The sequence below is a fragment of the Acidocella sp. genome (genome assembly GCF_052326845.1).
Taxonomy (GTDB): Bacteria; Pseudomonadota; Alphaproteobacteria; order Acetobacterales; family Acetobacteraceae; genus Acidocella.
In genome coordinates this window covers 1-15,235 of the sequence record NZ_JBKQJR010000055.1, presented here as the reverse complement: position 1 = coordinate 15,235, position 15,235 = coordinate 1, and the positions used below count along the sequence as shown (strand labels likewise).

At 60.2% G+C, this 15,235-nt stretch carries 15 protein-coding genes and 2 pseudogenes; 11 read left to right on the top strand and 6 right to left on the bottom strand.

Features of this window, described 5'->3' with window-relative positions; genetic code table 11:
• Positions 1–122 precede the first annotated feature (122 nt).
• From ACLPJJ_RS03695 to ACLPJJ_RS03680, 4 genes are all read left to right on the top strand, one after another.
• A complete protein-coding gene (locus ACLPJJ_RS03695; protein ID WP_443589561.1) occupies positions 123–863 on the top strand; it encodes a histidine--tRNA ligase in 741 nt (246 codons plus the stop codon).
• A gap of 121 nt (positions 864–984) precedes the next feature.
• A complete protein-coding gene (gene prfA, locus ACLPJJ_RS03690; RefSeq protein ID WP_443589559.1) occupies positions 985–2,046 on the top strand; it encodes a peptide chain release factor 1 in 1,062 nt (353 codons plus the stop codon).
• Positions 2,043–2,867, top strand: coding sequence for a peptide chain release factor N(5)-glutamine methyltransferase (gene prmC / locus ACLPJJ_RS03685; protein ID WP_443589557.1), 825 nt, complete (start codon positions 2,043–2,045; stop codon positions 2,865–2,867). The genes prfA and prmC overlap by 4 nt, the downstream gene beginning before the upstream one ends.
• Positions 2,868–3,017: 150 nt before the next feature.
• Complete coding sequence (locus ACLPJJ_RS03680; protein ID WP_443589555.1) at positions 3,018–3,863, top strand: DUF4167 domain-containing protein; 846 nt, start codon at positions 3,018–3,020, stop codon at positions 3,861–3,863.
• A 58-nt stretch (positions 3,864–3,921) separates the two neighbouring features.
• Here ACLPJJ_RS03680 and infC read toward each other — a convergent pair whose 3' ends face one another.
• Positions 3,922–4,461, bottom strand: coding sequence for a translation initiation factor IF-3 (infC, locus tag ACLPJJ_RS03675; protein WP_443589562.1), 540 nt, complete (start codon positions 4,459–4,461; stop codon positions 3,922–3,924).
• A gap of 223 nt (positions 4,462–4,684) precedes the next feature.
• On the opposite strand from infC, the gene ACLPJJ_RS03670 reads away from it, so the two are divergent.
• On the top strand, positions 4,685–5,551 hold the full coding sequence (locus tag ACLPJJ_RS03670) for a DUF2189 domain-containing protein (RefSeq protein ID WP_443589553.1): 867 nt from the start codon (positions 4,685–4,687) through the stop codon (positions 5,549–5,551).
• Here ACLPJJ_RS03670 and ACLPJJ_RS03665 read toward each other — a convergent pair.
• Entirely contained in the window at positions 5,543–6,505 is a 963-nt protein-coding gene (locus ACLPJJ_RS03665) for a glycosyltransferase family 2 protein (RefSeq protein ID WP_443589552.1), read from the bottom strand. The genes ACLPJJ_RS03670 and ACLPJJ_RS03665 overlap by 9 nt on opposite strands.
• A gap of 386 nt (positions 6,506–6,891) precedes the next feature.
• On the opposite strand from ACLPJJ_RS03665, the gene ACLPJJ_RS03660 reads away from it, so the two are divergent.
• The gene (locus ACLPJJ_RS03660; protein ID WP_443589550.1) at positions 6,892–7,167 is read left to right on the top strand and encodes a GlsB/YeaQ/YmgE family stress response membrane protein; all 276 of its coding nucleotides are present in this window, start codon (positions 6,892–6,894) and stop codon (positions 7,165–7,167) included.
• A 240-nt stretch (positions 7,168–7,407) separates the two neighbouring features.
• Here the strand turns inward: ACLPJJ_RS03660 and ACLPJJ_RS03655 are convergent, their stop codons facing one another.
• Positions 7,408–7,860, bottom strand: coding sequence for a hypothetical protein (locus ACLPJJ_RS03655; protein WP_443589549.1), 453 nt, complete (start codon positions 7,858–7,860; stop codon positions 7,408–7,410).
• 415 nt (positions 7,861–8,275) lie between these two features.
• Between ACLPJJ_RS03655 and ACLPJJ_RS03650 the strand changes: the two are divergent.
• The 5 genes and pseudogenes from ACLPJJ_RS03650 to ACLPJJ_RS03630 form a co-directional block, all read left to right on the top strand.
• Positions 8,276–8,557: pseudogene (locus ACLPJJ_RS03650) on the top strand (ParB/Srx family N-terminal domain-containing protein); the annotation flags it as partial.
• 144 nt (positions 8,558–8,701) lie between these two features.
• Positions 8,702–8,986, top strand: a complete 285-nt coding sequence (locus tag ACLPJJ_RS03645) for a hypothetical protein (protein ID WP_443589547.1) — start codon at positions 8,702–8,704, stop codon at positions 8,984–8,986.
• A gap of 222 nt (positions 8,987–9,208) precedes the next feature.
• Complete coding sequence (locus ACLPJJ_RS03640; protein ID WP_443589546.1) at positions 9,209–10,663, top strand: UbiA family prenyltransferase; 1,455 nt, start codon at positions 9,209–9,211, stop codon at positions 10,661–10,663.
• Between the two features lie 8 nt (positions 10,664–10,671).
• On the top strand, positions 10,672–11,040 hold the full coding sequence (locus ACLPJJ_RS03635) for an EamA family transporter (protein WP_443589544.1): 369 nt from the start codon (positions 10,672–10,674) through the stop codon (positions 11,038–11,040).
• 218 nt (positions 11,041–11,258) lie between these two features.
• Positions 11,259–11,570 (top strand): annotated as a pseudogene (locus ACLPJJ_RS03630) (transposase); the annotation flags it as partial.
• On the opposite strand, the gene ACLPJJ_RS03625 reads toward ACLPJJ_RS03630, so the two are convergent.
• The 3 genes from ACLPJJ_RS03625 to ACLPJJ_RS03615 form a co-directional block, all read right to left on the bottom strand.
• Positions 11,567–13,054 (bottom strand): glycosyltransferase family 87 protein, encoded by a 1,488-nt coding sequence (locus ACLPJJ_RS03625; RefSeq protein WP_443589543.1) that lies wholly within the window; start codon positions 13,052–13,054, stop codon positions 11,567–11,569. The pseudogene ACLPJJ_RS03630 and the gene ACLPJJ_RS03625 sit on opposite strands and share 4 nt — an antisense overlap.
• 237 nt (positions 13,055–13,291) lie before the next feature.
• Entirely contained in the window at positions 13,292–14,620 is a 1,329-nt protein-coding gene (locus tag ACLPJJ_RS03620; RefSeq protein WP_443589541.1) for a glycosyltransferase family 87 protein, read from the bottom strand.
• Between the two features lie 101 nt (positions 14,621–14,721).
• On the bottom strand, positions 14,722–15,235 hold a 514-nt coding region (locus ACLPJJ_RS03615; protein ID WP_443589539.1), incomplete at its 5' end, for a hypothetical protein.

Sequence of the window (15,235 nt, the reverse complement as noted above, 5' to 3'; positions counted from 1 at the left end):
CAACCGGAGCTTGCTGTCGGCGGAGAGCTCATCCGCGAACTGGCTGAAATACTCGACGAGTTTGGCGCGGTAAGCGGCGCGGCTGGCAGATTCTGAACGAGCTGGGCATCGCCGAGGATGTGGTGCTGCACATCAACACGCTGGGCGATGCCGCCAGCCGCGCCGCTTACCGCGCCAAACTCGTCGAGTATTTCAGCCAGTTCGCGGATGAGCTCTCCGCCGACAGCAAGCTCCGGTTGGAGAAGAACCCGCTGCGCATCCTGGACTCCAAGGATGAAGGCGACAAGAAACTCGTCGCCTGCGCGCCGCAGATGCAGGAATGCATGACCGACGAGGCGAAAGCGTTCTACGACACGCTGCTGAACTATCTCACCGCCTTCGGCGTGCCGCACCAGCACAACCCGCACATCGTGCGCGGGCTGGACTACTATAACCACACCGCCTTCGAGTTCGTGACCACCGCGCTGGGCGCCCAGGGCACCGTGCTGGCGGGCGGACGCTATGACGGCCTCGTCGAGCAGATGGGCGGCCCCGCCGTGCCGGGCGTGGGCTGGGCTGCCGGAATCGAGCGTCTTTCGATGCTCATCGACTCCCCGGCACGCGCCGCCGTGCCAGTCTCGGTGATCCCGATGGGCGCGGATTGTGAGGCCGCCGCCTTGCAAATTCTCAATACCCTGCGCCAGGGGAACATCCCGGCTGAAATTGGCTATTCCGGCAACGCCAAGAAACGCCTGGAACGCGCCAACAAGTCCGGCGCCGCCTTTGCCGTGCTGGTGGGCGAGGATGTGAAGCTGAAGAACCTCGCCAGCGGCGAGCAGCAGGACGTGACCGCCGAGGCGCTGCCGGAGCTACTGAGGACATGAGACAGACCACGCAACAATCGTCATTGCGAGGGCAGCGAAGCAATCCTTCTTATGTACCAGTAACAAGAAAGATGGATTGCTGCGCCGCGCTGCGCGCGCCTCGCAATGACGGGGCGAAACCATGAGCGGAAATCTCGACCATAAGCTGGACCGCATTCTCGCCCGGGCCGAAGAACTGCGCTTCATGCTCTCCGGCACGCTGGCGGGGGATGCCTTCGTGAAAGCCTCCAAGGAACTCGCCGAGTTGGAGCCGATTGAGGAGCGCGTCATCACCCTGCGCGGCGCCGAGAAAGCCTTCGCCGAAGCCGAGGCGATGCTCGCCGACCCGGAGATGAAGGATCTCGCCGAGGCCGAATACCACGAGCTGAAAGCCAGGCTACCCGAACTGGAAATGGCCGTGCGCCTGGCGCTGCTGCCCAAGGACGAAGCCGATGACCGTTCGGGGATTCTGGAAATCCGCCCGGCCGCGGGCGGGGACGAGGCCGGGCTGTTCGCTGCCGAACTGTTCGGCGCCTATCAGAAATACGCCGCTCTGCAAGGCTGGCGCTTCGAGGTTCTCGAATACAATGAGAGCGAGCTGGGCGGGCTGAAGGAAGGCATCGCCGAGATCACGGGCAAATCCGTGTTCGCCAAGTTGAAATTCGAGTCCGGCGTGCACCGCGTGCAGCGCGTGCCCGCTACCGAAACGCAAGGGCGCATCCACACCTCCACCGTGACCGTGGCCGTGCTGCCCGAGGCCGAGGAAGTCGATGTGGACATCAACGAGTCCGACCTGCGCATCGACGTCTACCGTGCCTCGGGCGCTGGCGGCCAGCACGTGAACAAGACCGAATCGGCGGTGCGCATCACGCATATTCCCACCGGCATCGTGGTGGCGATGCAGGAGGAGCGCAGCCAGCACAAGAACCGCGCCAAGGCGATGAAGATCCTGCGCTCGCGCATGTATGAGCAGCAGCGCGCCAGCGTGGATGCCACCCGCGCCGCCGACCGCAAGGGCCAGGTGGGCACGGGCGACCGCTCTGAGCGCATCCGCACCTACAACTTCCCGCAAGGGCGGGTGACGGACCACCGCATCAACCTCACTCTGCACAAGATCGACCGCGTGATGCTGGGCGAGATGGACGACATCATCGATGCGCTGATCGCCGAGGACCAGGCGGCGCGGCTGGCGGCGGAGACTTGATCCCAACCGCTCAGGCGCTGGCCGAGATCACCGCCCGGCTGAAGGAGGCCGGGATCGAGGAGCCTCGGCGGGAGGCGCGGCTGATCCTTGCCGCCGCCTTAGGCACCAACGCCGCCGGACTGCTGGCGCGCGATTCGGTGGCGCAGGCCGCTTATGAACCCCTGGTGGCGCGGCGCGTGGCCCGTGAGCCGCTGGCCTATATCACCGGACACAAGGAATTCTGGGGGCTGGATTTCCTCGTCTCGCCCGCCACGCTCATCCCCCGCCCGGACACCGAAACGCTGGTGGAGGCCGTGCTCGATTCGGGGCTCCGGCCGCGCACGGTGCTGGACCTCGGCACCGGCACGGGCTGCCTGCTGCTCGCCGTGCTGCACGAGTTTCCCGCCGCCTTCGGTGTGGGCGTGGATTTGAACCCCGAGGCCGCCGCCCTCGCCCGCCGCAATGCCGAGCATCTGGGGCTTGCCACCCGCGCGGCCTTCCTGGCCGGAAGCTGGGCCGAGGCGCTTGAGGCGAAGTTCGACCTCGTGCTCTCCAACCCGCCCTATATCGAGAGCGCGGAAATCCCTTGCCTGATGCCAGAAGTAGCGGATTATGAGCCAGGCCGCGCCCTGGATGGCGGCACGGATGGTCTGGACGCCTACAAGGCCATCATTGCCGCCATGCCCAGGATTTTATCGGAAAATGGCCTGGCGGTCCTTGAACTCGGCGCGGGGCAGGCACCATCTATCGCCCTGCTGGCGGAGGGCGCGGGGTTTGCCTGCGCCACCCGGCGGGACTTGGCAGGCATAGAACGCACGGCGCTGATCAGATTCCGCAAATAAACAATTGGCAGAACGCCATTATGCCGCTAAGCACATTGATGCGCGGGCTGTTTTGCCTCGAGTCTCCAAAAATTACGGGGGCGGCCAAGGGTGGCGTTTGACGCCGCAGCGCGCAAGTCACCAGACGAGGATAGACAAGAGCCTATGAATATGAAGCGCATGCGTGGCCGCGGCCATCGCCAGGGGGGCGGTGGCGGAGGCGGGTTTCGCAACCAGCAGAATGGTATTCCGCTCAACCGCAACCATGTTTTCGACAGTTCCGGTCCGGAAATGCGGGTGCGTGGCACGGCGCAGCAGCTTTACGACAAATACACCCAGTTGGCGCGCGATGCCGCCAGCAGCGGTGACCGCGTGCTGGGCGAAGCCTATTACCAGCATGCTGAGCATTATTTCCGCATCATCGCCGCCATAAACCAAGCCCAGGGGCTGCCGCCACCGAGCCAGGCCGGCCAGCCGCAACAGGCCGGCGAGCGATTCGGCCAGCCTCAGGGTGGTGAGTTCCAGCGCCGCGAGCCCGCCGAGGGCGGCGAACCGCAGGGCGAGCCCCGCCACGAAGGCCGGCAAGAGGGGCGCCAGGAAGGCCGCGAACACCGGCAGCACCAGCAGGAGCGCCGCTTCGAGCAGCGCCCGCGCCAGGAATTCCAGCCGCGCGACCGTGGCGAGCAGCGTGGCGAGCGTCCGTTCCGCCCGGCGCCGATCGCGGAAACCCCGATCGACATCAGCTCTGCCCTTGAGGCCGAACTGCAGGCCGCCGTGGCAGCGCCCGCGGGCCTCGGCGAACAGCCGACCGTACTGCGGACCGAGCAGCCAGTGTTGCAGGCCGAACTCCCCATCGCTCCGGAGCCGCGCGCCATTCCCATCATCCCCGACGCCCCGCCGGCAGCTGTCGAGGCCGCGGCGGCAGACGAACCTGCCCCGGCTGCCCCCGTGCGCCGCCCGCGTGGCCGCCCGCGCACCAAGCCGCTGGCGGCTGAGGCGGAAAAAGCCTCCGAATAAACGAAAAGGCCGGGAAATCCCGGCCTTTTTTGCGTCTACCAGAGATCCGTGCGGCGCCTTATTTCGGCGCCAGCACCATGACCATCTGCCGGTTTTCCATCTTCGGCATCTGCTCGACCTTGGTATCGGCCTCCATGTCGCCACGGATACGCTCGAGCACCTTCACGCCGAGTTCCTGATGCGCCATTTCGCGGCCGCGGAAGCGCAGCGTGACCTTCACCTTGTCGCCCTCGCCGATGAAGGACTTCATGGCGCGCAGCTTCACGTTGTAGTCGTTCTCGTCGATATTGGGGCGAACTTTCACCTCCTTGATCTCGACGATCTTCTGCTTCTTGCGCGCCTCGTTGCGCTTCTTCTGCTGCTCGTACTTGAACTTGCCATAGTCGAGGATCTTGGCGACCGGCGGTTCGGCGTTCGGGCTGATCTCGACCAGGTCGAGCCCTGCGGCATAAGCGCGCGCAATGGCATCCCGGGTGCTGAGCACGCCGATCATCTCACCATCCTGGTCGATCAGACGAACCTGCGGGATTCTGATTTCTTCGTTGACCCGGGGCCCCTCGCGAGATGGCGGGGCGGGTGGCGCTGGCGGTCTGGCTATTGGGAAGTCTCCTGTTACGGTTGCAGAGTATCGCCTTAAGGCAAAATGGGCGGGAAATGCAATCCGCCCGGGCGCTGGACGGCAAAATCTTCACCGCCGTGGTGCTCCCGCACCAGATTACCCTAAATTCACCAGAGGTTAGGGTAAAATTCCCGGTTCCGGCGGAAACAATGACTATGTCCAGCAATAACCGCAAACAAAAGCGTTTACGGAGGAGCAGGCCATGCATATCCGCAACCCAATGGAATGGGTCCTCGCACAGTTCCAAGCCACAGAAATGCTCGGCAGCGCTGCGCCAGAGACATATTTCGCCACCACCGAATTCGCGCCGCCGGAGGTGCGGCACATCACACTGGGCGATGCGCTGCTCGCCCTGAAGCTGGGCTGGGAGGATTTTGCCGCGGCGCGCACCGACCTGATCATGCTCTGGCTGATCTACCCGGTGATGGCCGCCTATCTCGTCGCGGCTGATTTCTACGGCCAGCTCATCCCCCTGCTCTTCCCCGTCGCGTCCGGGTTTGCACTGGTCGGGCCGCTTTTCGCCATCGGCTTCTATGAGATGAGCCGCCAGCGGGAGCTGACCGGGCAGATGCACTGGCGGGACGGGTTCAACGTGCTGCGTTCGCCGGCCATCGGCGCCATTGCCGGCATGGGGCTGACGCTGATCGCACTGTTCATCGCCTGGCTGGCGGTGGCGGAGCTGATCTACAGCGCGACTCTGGGGCCGCAGCCGCCCGCGGGGTGGATGCCCTTCCTGTCCGCCGTGTTCACCACGACCCAGGGCTGGGAGATGATCGTGCTGGGGATCAGCGCCGGGGCGGTGTTCGCGGTGCTGGTGCTGGTCATTGCCAGCATCTCCTTCCCGCTGCTGCTCGACCGCCCGGCAACGCTGGGAGTGGCTATCCGCACCTCGGTAGCGGCGGTGAGGCGCAACCCCTTCCCGCTGGCGCTGTGGGGGGGCATCGTCGCGTCCGGGCTGGTGCTGGGCACGTTGCCGGCCTTTGCCGGGCTGATCGTGGTGCTGCCCGTGCTCGGACACGGCACATGGCATCTGTACCGGGCCATGGTGCCACGGGCTGGGCTAAAATAGAAAATCCCGCTTGGCGTTCCAGCTTTCCACCAGGGCGCGGGCGTGGGGCGATTCGTCGAGGAGTCGGCCATGCTGGGCGGCGAGGCGCTCGGTGAAGCGCAGAAACATCTGCGCCGCCTTCATCGCCGGGTCAGCCGGCTGGGTATAGCGCAACGCCCCGCCCAGATAGTCGAGCGGCGCCTCGATGGCTTGATCCAGCCCGAACTCCCGGGCGAAATAGCTGGAATTGCAGAGCAGCTCGCCGGGTTTGTCCCGCATCGTCTCGAAAGGCGAGCGGTAATGCTCGGAGTGCCCAGCCTCGGCGGCGGGACGCCCTGCGGCCACCGCCTTGAGCCAGCCCGCCGCCATTTTCTGCAAGATCTGCCAACCGCTGCGGCGGGGATAATGGGCGAAGGTGATCTGGGCGTGCCGCCGCGCGGGCAGCACCTTGCCCCCGGCGATGGCGCCGTGGTTGCCAGCACCGATAGCAATGCCCGGCAGCCCGGCGCGGAGGATCAGCTTGTCAACATTGGTATCCCCGGCCCAACGATGGCGCTGCCGCAGCGGCACTATGAGTTCGTTCGGGTCATCAAGCTCGGTCTGGCCGTAATTCACCAGCTCGGCGGTGATGGCGGGCTCGTTGACGGATAGCAGCGTGGCCAGCGGCGCAGAATTTTCGGTGGCGATGAACTCGTCCGCGTCGATGAACACCACCCAATCCGCGCCGAAAAGCTGCGAAGCGGCCTGGTAGCCCCAGCTGTTGATGGCGATCTCGTCGAAGCTGATGGAGTGTGTCTGCACCACGGTGAGCGGCACGCCTTCGGCCTGGAGCGCGCGCAGGATCTCCAGCGTCCTGTCCGTGCTGCCGTTATCCAGGAACAGCATGTGGCCGACATGCCGGGCGTTGTGGCGAACAAACGCCTCGGCGATGTCGTCCTCATTCAGGATGCGCGTGACAGAGACGAGCTTGAGCAAGTTTCATTCCTTGTTCCAAGCTCGTTTATGCACCAACCGAAAGCGTAATGTATATATTGTAATTTTTATACAAACCCACGGTAACGTGGATTTGAGATTAAACCGGCAGACACCTCCGTCACTTACGACCCCTGAGGCATCCGGACACGCCAACGGTGTACCGATGCCCCCCTGATCCAATACAAAATTTTATATTTCTGCAATTTTCGCAGCGCGCCATAGCGGTTAAAATTTGTTACGATAAAAAAGTGATTTGGTGGTTTTCGCCGAGAGCCACCCCAGACCGCTGCTGGCTTTTACGTCTCAGTCCAAACGCAGATTAACGCACCAAACCGCCCATATTGGCGGGTGAGACACACGGACCACAACAAAGGAGGCACGCCACCATGATTCACTTTATCGTCTGGATTGTGATTTCGGGTATCGCCGGCTTTATCGCCAGCAAGATCATCAACAAAACCGGCTCCGGCCTGTTCATGGACATCATCCTGGGCATCGTCGGCGGCTTTGTCGGCGGTTTCATTGTGAGCCATGTGCCAGCGCTGGCCAATATTGGCGGCCAAGGCGGTTCAGGTGGCCTAATCATCGAGGCAATCGTGGCGATGCTGGGCGCCATGCTCGTGATCTTCCTGTGGAACCTCTTGTTCCGCAGCAACAAGTAACCCTCACACAGGCGCAACCGGCGGACCGGCTAAGCGGCAGATTGCACGCTTAGCCGATTTGTTTTTTACGCACCGGCTTGAGCAGCGCGGCAGCCCCTGGTTACTCCCACTCGATTGTTCAGTCGCAGCATAACATACTGTTTTTCCAAAATAAAATAAACTACTCCGCAGCAAATTCCGACACAACAGCCGTCAAAAATTTCGGCACAGCCCTCGGGTCCACATTTCCCAGACTATCGCCTACCATCGCCTTGATCGAGGCTTGCTGGTGCCCCCGAGGCCGTACTTGCAATTACCTTGACTGCACGAGTTTACCGTCAGCACGAGAGATGTCCAAGCGCCGCGCCGATCCGCGCGAAAGAATAGACCATCAGCCCGATCACGCTGCCCCGCTGGCGTTGTCACATCGATGCTGTCCAGCAGGGCGCGCGCCTCCTCTGGTTCCAGCACCGGCGTCTTGCCGGTTTTCACGATGTGGCAGGGGCCGCGCACCGCGGCGGCCGGGTTCGCCGGCACGACCTGGCCAATTATCAGCCAGTCGAACAGATGCCGCACCGCCGCCAGGCGCTGTTTCACGGTGGGGACGGCATCGTTTTGTGTCTGCAGCTCGCCCCTGCCTGCCGCATGCAGTGGCTGCACTTGGAAAATCGAGGACACGCCAATATCCGCGCACCAGGCCAGAAAGTCCGCCACGTCGCGGCCGTAGGCCCGGCACGTGTGCGGGTTACTGAGATTACTCCATGAAGCGAATACTGGAGCGCTCGCCGGCATTGGCGATCAGGGCCGGCCACAGGACGGATACGGCAATTCTGGCCAGTGCGGTCATTCCAGGGACTTGCCCGCTGTCATGGGTTCAACCGAACACCCTTCGAGATCATCTTCATCGAAGACCACCTCCGCAACCGCATAAGGCGGCCCGTTGAACCAGCCTTCCGCTTACGCTTGCGCCCGGTTGAGTGTCCGGCGGACATCTGGCGCGCTACTTCCCACCTCAATGGTGTCGAGGCGGATGGCAACAATCACGCGCGTGCCGATATCCGTGCATCGCCACAGGCGGTCCGCACAGAAAAACGTCGTGCCGGGGCTAAAATCCGCATGCTTCATGCGATTGTCATCCCCCCTGACCGTCCGCCCTATATTAGATGCCGACGGCGCCGAGACGGGCATGTTCGAAATCCCTGCCGGTGGCCGACGCTACCGGGCGCTGGAATTGCTGGTCAAGCAAAAGCGCCTGGCCAAGTCCACGCCGATCCCATGCATCATCCGCACGGGCGGCATCGCCGAGGAGGACAGTTTGGCGGAGAACGTGCAGCGCGCATCGCTGCATCCGCTCGACCAGTTCCGCGCCTTGCGCGAGAAGGGCCAGAGCTCCGAAGAACTCTCGGATGCCCTTGGCAGTTTTGATACAGATAGCCGTAACGCTCTGTTTGCCGATTGCATCTCGCTCACGATCAATGCGGTGGTGGAACCCTATAACCGGTGCCCGAATGCGATTGCACACGCGGACCGACTGGCCCAAGCCGTCTAGCTCGACGTGGTCGCAACCGGGTGGACGGCGACCGTCGACAATTATCTCGGCCGGGTTTCAAAGGCGCGCATTCTTGAAGCGGTGCGGGAGGCGAAGGGGCAGAATGCGGCTGAATGCATCGCCCAACTCAAAAAGGGAGAGATGGCGGCCGAAGCCAAGACTCTGCTCAGCGGCACCGGTTGGTTGCCGGAACCGCTCCGTATGCCTGGTGTGCAAACGGCGGTTACGGCGGATGAAACGGCCATCGGCGATCTTTCAAACGGGGCGATAATCACCATTCGGCCGAAGTGATCGCAGCCGAATAAATTTTCTCCGACGTCGGCATGGAGGGGCTCACTGGCGATCGCGGGCCCCTCTTGCTGTGAAAGGCTGCCCAAGGGCAACAGCGGGCATGATCTTGCGCGACTATTGGCGCGCAGCTTTTTCTTGCTTTTTTATTGCAGAGCGTTATCAATATAACCTGATCATGTCCGCGCATGTGCTACTGAACCAAATCGGGGCGGAAGGCGGCAATTGCGGTATCAACACGACATTGAGTCGGCGGAGGCCGAAGCGAGACCTTTGGTCGTCGATCTTGACGGGACGTTGATCAACACGGACCTGTTGCTGGAGACCGCGCTGGCGTTTGCCGCCAAGTATCCCTTCAAGTCGTACAAGCTGATTCAGTGGGCCGTGGCCGGTAAGCATGTGTTGAAGCACCAGATCGCGCAACACATCGAGGTGGATGCCGCGACCCTGCCCTACAATGCAGACGTCATGAGTTTCGTCAACTCTAGTGCCGGTACTCGCAAGATCTACCTGTCGTCTGCCTCCAACGAAAAATACGTCAAGCAGGTTCATGACCATGTCGGCCTTTTCGACGGCTATATGGGTTCGGACGACAAGAGGAACAATTCGAAGGACGACAAGATATCCCGACTGGCTACGGAATTTTCGGCTACGGATTTCGATTATATCGGAAATTCCCGGGACGATTTGGTGATTTGGCGTTCGGCGAACATGGCCTTGGCCGTCAACGCAAACGGCAGTGTGCGCAGTGCCTTGCTGAAGATGAAGTCCGACGCGGCGTTCCTGGATTCTGAAAGAAAGCCCGCGAAAGGCTGGAAGCCTTATGTGAAGATGATGCGCCCGCATCAATGGGCTAAGAACGCCTTGATTTTCATACCACTGGTAATGTCACACTCGTTCAGGCTCGACGCGTTCGCATTGGCCTGCTGCGCCTTCGCGTCGTTTTCCCTCTGCGCTTCCAGCGTGTATATTCTCAACGACTTGCTCGACATTACATCAGATCGCTTGCATCCAACAAAGCGCTCGCGGCCGTTTGCGGCAGGTACCATCCCCGTCATGCATGGTGCCGCAGCCAGTGCCGGGCTTTTGGCGGCAGCGTTCTTGATCGCCCTCGTGCTTCCACCGATGTTTCTGTGGGCGCTGGGTCTGTACTATGCCATGACCAACGCTTACTCGTTTTTGTTGAAGCGAAAACTGCTGATCGATGTGGTGACGTTGGCTGGACTTTACGCCACACGGCTGCTGGCTGGGGCCTATGCGCTGTCCATACCGATTTCGGAGTGGCTGTTGGCATTCGCGGTGTTCATGTTCCTGTCGTTGGCGCTGATTAAGCGACATTCAGAGATGGCCATGCGGCTGGATGCCGGACTGGCGGAGCCGACCAATCGCGGCTACCGCGTCACCGATCTTCCGGCGCTGATCGCCCTGGCCGCAGCGGCCGGATATTCCGCCGTGATTGTCTTCTCGCTCTATATCGCCAACCCGGATATCACCACACGTTACCATCACCCGCGCTGGCTGTACCTGGCATGCCCGCTGCTGTTGTACTGGATATCCAGAGTCGTCATGTTGAGCCAACGCCGCGAGATCGATGACGACCCGGTTGTCTTCGCCCTGCGTGATCGCATCAGCCTGATTACCCTGGCTTTAATCGCTACTGTAGGATTGGCGGCCCTATGAGTCAGGTAATGATCTACGGCATCGTTGTGTTAAGCGTTACGTTCAACGCTACAGCGCAACTTCTGCTTCGCATGGCGATGGTGGATTTCAACACTACATCACCGTCGCAGCCTTTGGTGTCCCGGATGCTGGTGCTCGGCTTTTCTCCGCCGCTGATGGGAGGGCTGGTTCTCTTCGGCTTCAGTATCCTCGCCTGGCTCGTCGTGCTGTCGCGTTTGCCGGTCAGCATTGCCTACCCGATGGCCTCACTTGGCTACGTCATGGCGGCATTACTAGGCGTCGTGTTCCTGAGGGAGCCCGTTCACGTCCTGCAGATTGTCGGCATTGTCGTGATCTGCCTCGGCGTCGGCCTCATCGCCCGGTCTGCTGTGCCCTGAACGCATCCGGTCTGCCGAAGACGGAAGCCAGCCTGTTCTGGCCAGACTGTAGGCTATCAGGCCAAACCATATCAAATTGTCCAGGAAAAAATGCGACATTATAATCGTTCTGTAGACGGTCATCAGCAAGGAATTGGGTATTGACCATGGCCACCCGACCAGAGGGGTGACCAGAGCGATAGCCACCCAGCCAACCGGTCGCGCCGTCTGAGTGTTGAATCGTGGACAACTATGCCACCCATAAACATCCGAAGGTGCGCAAATGGTTGACGGCTGACCCTTGGTGGACCTTCCACTTCACGCCAACATCAGCCTCCTGGCTCAACGCCGTCGAGGGCTTCTTTGCAAAACTGGCGAAGCGGAGGCTTGCACGCGGCGTGTTCCGCTCCGTTGGAAAACTCCAAGACGAAATCAAGAACTTCCTCGCCGAGAATAACAAAGACCCACGCCCATTCCAGTCGGCCAATAAACCCAGCGAAATTTTAACCGCCGTAAAACGAGGGCACCAAGTGTTAGATTCTATCCACTAGCTGCGAGCCAAAAGACGCGTGGTCCGCCGGGCTTGGATAAAAAGGAGTGGAAGCAGCAACAGCCCGCCGAAGAACAAGTTCGCTTGAAGAAAATTAAGGCGAGTGTCAGCAAGCAGATATGTGAACGACAACAAGTTAGCCGAGAGAAACCAGGAAAGGGCGAGCACCGCAAGGCGCCAGCTCCGGGACCGGCTTGCCGGTTCGGAAAGAACGGATAGCAGGAGAAACACATACAACGGCAGCATGACACCGTAGTGATGCTCCCAGGCGATCGGCGATCCCATTACCGACAGCAGGACTGCCGCGCCAAAATCGAAGATTGTCGCATTCCCTCGCCTCAACAGCGCCGGCGCGATTATTGCCGCCACGGCCAGGACCGAAGCACATACCGTGCCACCATAGACCACGGGATTGAAGGGAACAAATTGGAATGTTTCCCAACGGAGATTGTTTCCATTTCCGAGATAGCGGTTGATGATGCCGTTTACCGAGTTATTGGCATAGAATGATTCACCATGTCTCGACAGGAACGACAGCACATCAAAATAGGCGATGTTGTTATGCAAGCCGTAGACGGCAACTGACAACAGCGCAATCGGCACGGCAACTACCAGGACCCCCGTCGCAAATATCCACTCGCGCCAAACGAGTGCCCACAAAAGCAATAAAGCAAACTGCGGTTTGATCGCGCAGCATGCCCCGATCATGGCGCCTGGGAGGGCTCTGCGGCCATATCCCCAGGCAATGCAGGCCAGCGTGAACAGGAGGTCGATCCACACCTGAATTTGACCTAGCACAACGGCACGAATCGCCGGATAAAAAAGGAATGTTGCGACAAACGCGATCATCGGCATGGCCCATCGCGCCTGACTTTTGCCGGCGAAAGAGAGGTTGAGCGGTAATCGCGACGCGAGGAAGTGCGCTAGAAATGCCATGCTCATCGCATTGATCAGGAACAAGACGTAGTTGAGCCTGTCAAAGTCACCGTCGTTGCCAAGGCCCATCCGAGTGAGGAGGTCAAGAGGCAACAAGCTGGATGGGGGATATTGAAAGCGAACGCCCTCACCGAAAAACAACGTTTCATAGAGCACATCTTTCTTCGCACCCCCAAGAACTTGCAACGCCATATGCATCGGCCACCAGGAATCCATTCCGGAGAGTGGGGCAAGAGTGGCCATGTGTTTCAGGACTACTGCTGTTTCGCGCACACTAGATATTTGTGAGATTTGCAAGCCCTTACTCAGCACGAATCGTCCGAGGGCCCCATCTTTGAACAAAATCCATTGCACAATTCCGATCACCACGATGGGGGCGAAGGCGCAAAGGGCGATTGCGAGCGCTGTTCCGCGCGGGCTGGAGAAAACGCCTCTTTGAGAGCTCTGTATCGAGCGCCGGCCGCTGTCCAATGGCGGACACCCGTTCCCCGGCGTATTTTGCGCATCAGTAGAAGTGCCGTCACGCAGGAGAGGAAGTTGTTTTGTCATTCGATCCCCCGAAGGTTGTAGCTTGCATGAGCTTCGCCAAAAAAACCTACTCGATCAAGACAATACGTTACGGTAACGGCTGTAGTGTTGCCACGGCAAAATGCCGAAGATCTCCCCCAAACTGCAAGCAAAACCGCCCGTGCTGCCGACCGGCACTGAGCGTCTCGCGAGAGGGCTAAGAAAACGTGGTTTCTGGGTCATAACTGGTAAGGCGATTGCTTGTCAAAGGCGGCTTTACTAGGCGTGGTGTTCCTGAGGAAGCCCGTTCACGTCCTGCAGATTGTCGGCATTGTCGTGATATGCTTCGGCGTGGGCCTCATCGCCCGGTCTGCTGCGCCCTGAACGCATCCGGTCTGCCGAAGACAGAAGTCCGCCTGTTCTGGCCAGACTGTAGGCTATCAGGCCAAACCATATCAAACCGCCCAGAAACAGATGCGACATTATAATCGTTCTGTAGACGGTCATCAGCAAGGAATTGGGTATTGACCATGGCCACCCGACCAGAGGGGCGACCAGAGCGATAGCCACCCAGCCCACCCGTCGCGCGGTCTGAGTGTCGAATAGCGGCAGTCGTCCTTCCAGAAAGAAGGCCGTCGGAATGAGCAGCCACAGATAATAGTGGGACCACGTCAACGGACTGGACACAAGGCACAGACAGATCACAAGTAGATACTGCAGATCCTTCCGCGAGCTTGCGTCTGTCTCGTTCACTGCGCCCATTTTTGTCGGAAGGCGGACGCACGCGAGCGCCGCCACAAGAAAGATCGATCCTGTAAAAATATGCGCCACGAGTTTTTGACTTGGTGTCGGCATCTGAGGCTCCCACTCGCTTAGTCTCGCATTCGCATCAAGCCGCATCACAAACCCGGAGATCGACTGGACGTTGAAAGAGGGGAGCCAGTTCTGGCTGAATTCCACCACACATGTCTGAAACCAATGCAGGTTGTCGGACCACCCGAAGAGAGCAAGTGACAGGAGAACTGTCATGAAGCCCACAGCCGAAAAGCCCGCTACGCCTCGCCAGTCACGCCGGAACATGAAAAACAGGCCGATAAGAATCAGCGGCAATTTGATGACGGCGGCCACACCCAGCAATGCCCCTGCCGCCCCCGAGCGGCCGGCGCGAATGAGCATCAGTCCGGCAATCAAGGCAAAGAGAACCATTTGGCTGGTGTTGCCAAGCTTGATGGCATTCATAAGCGGGCCGCTGGCCAAGAAGAGCAGAGTCAGAAGCCAGCGCGCCTTAAGTTCAAGTCTGAGCATGCGCAACAGAAGGAACCATGACCCCACTGTAAATCCAAGCCCCGTAAGGGTGAACAACGCTATCGCCACACCGCGGCCGAAGACGCCGAACGGTGCGAACAGGTAGGCCACGACGGGTATGTTGACGAAAGTGACCACGCGTTTACTGGTCAAAGCCCTCAAGGCGCCATGGTCGTGATGCACCACGGCCTGACCTGCAGGATAGTACGCAGACAGAAAATCACAGAAGCGGTATGGTGGCGTGCTTACCCAGAAGCCCAACAATTCTAACGCCATAACGCATGCAGCCAGCACACCGACCATCCACAGGGGCAATGGCCATTCGGGTAGGGCCTGACGTCGCGCCAGCCAGAAAATAACGCCCCCCCATGATCGTGGCGCCCGTATAGATGAAAAAAGCTGGACTATGCACTGTCTGACTGCCCCTCGAAGGTGAAGTCGAAGCTATTGAGGCGCCTAGGTTCATCTCGTGAAGCCAGCCGCCCACCCGAGCTTGCGAGCCACCAGGCTGTAAGCCCGAACCACAGAAGCGCGCCATACAGCAGGTGCGACAGCAAGAATAATCTGTATATGCTCGTCTGGCCAAGTGCTCCAAACGCAATGGGGCGCATAACCAGAGGCGTCACCAGTGCAATTGCCAGCCAGCCCAACCAGCGGACCGTCTGCGATGATGCCAAGGTATGCCTCGATCCCAGGAAGAAGGCGGCAGGCATGAGCAGCCAGGAGTAATAGTGAGCCCAGGACAGGGGGCTTGAGACGAGGACAAGACAAAGCACAAGAAGATATTGAAGATCACGCCGGAACCCAGCCTGCTGTTCCGTGTACGGAAGCATGCGAGAAGAGACCGTGATACACGCTGCTGCGGCAGTGATCAGAAGCAGCCCGGTAAGTATTGAGTCTATGAGGCGTTCACCATGC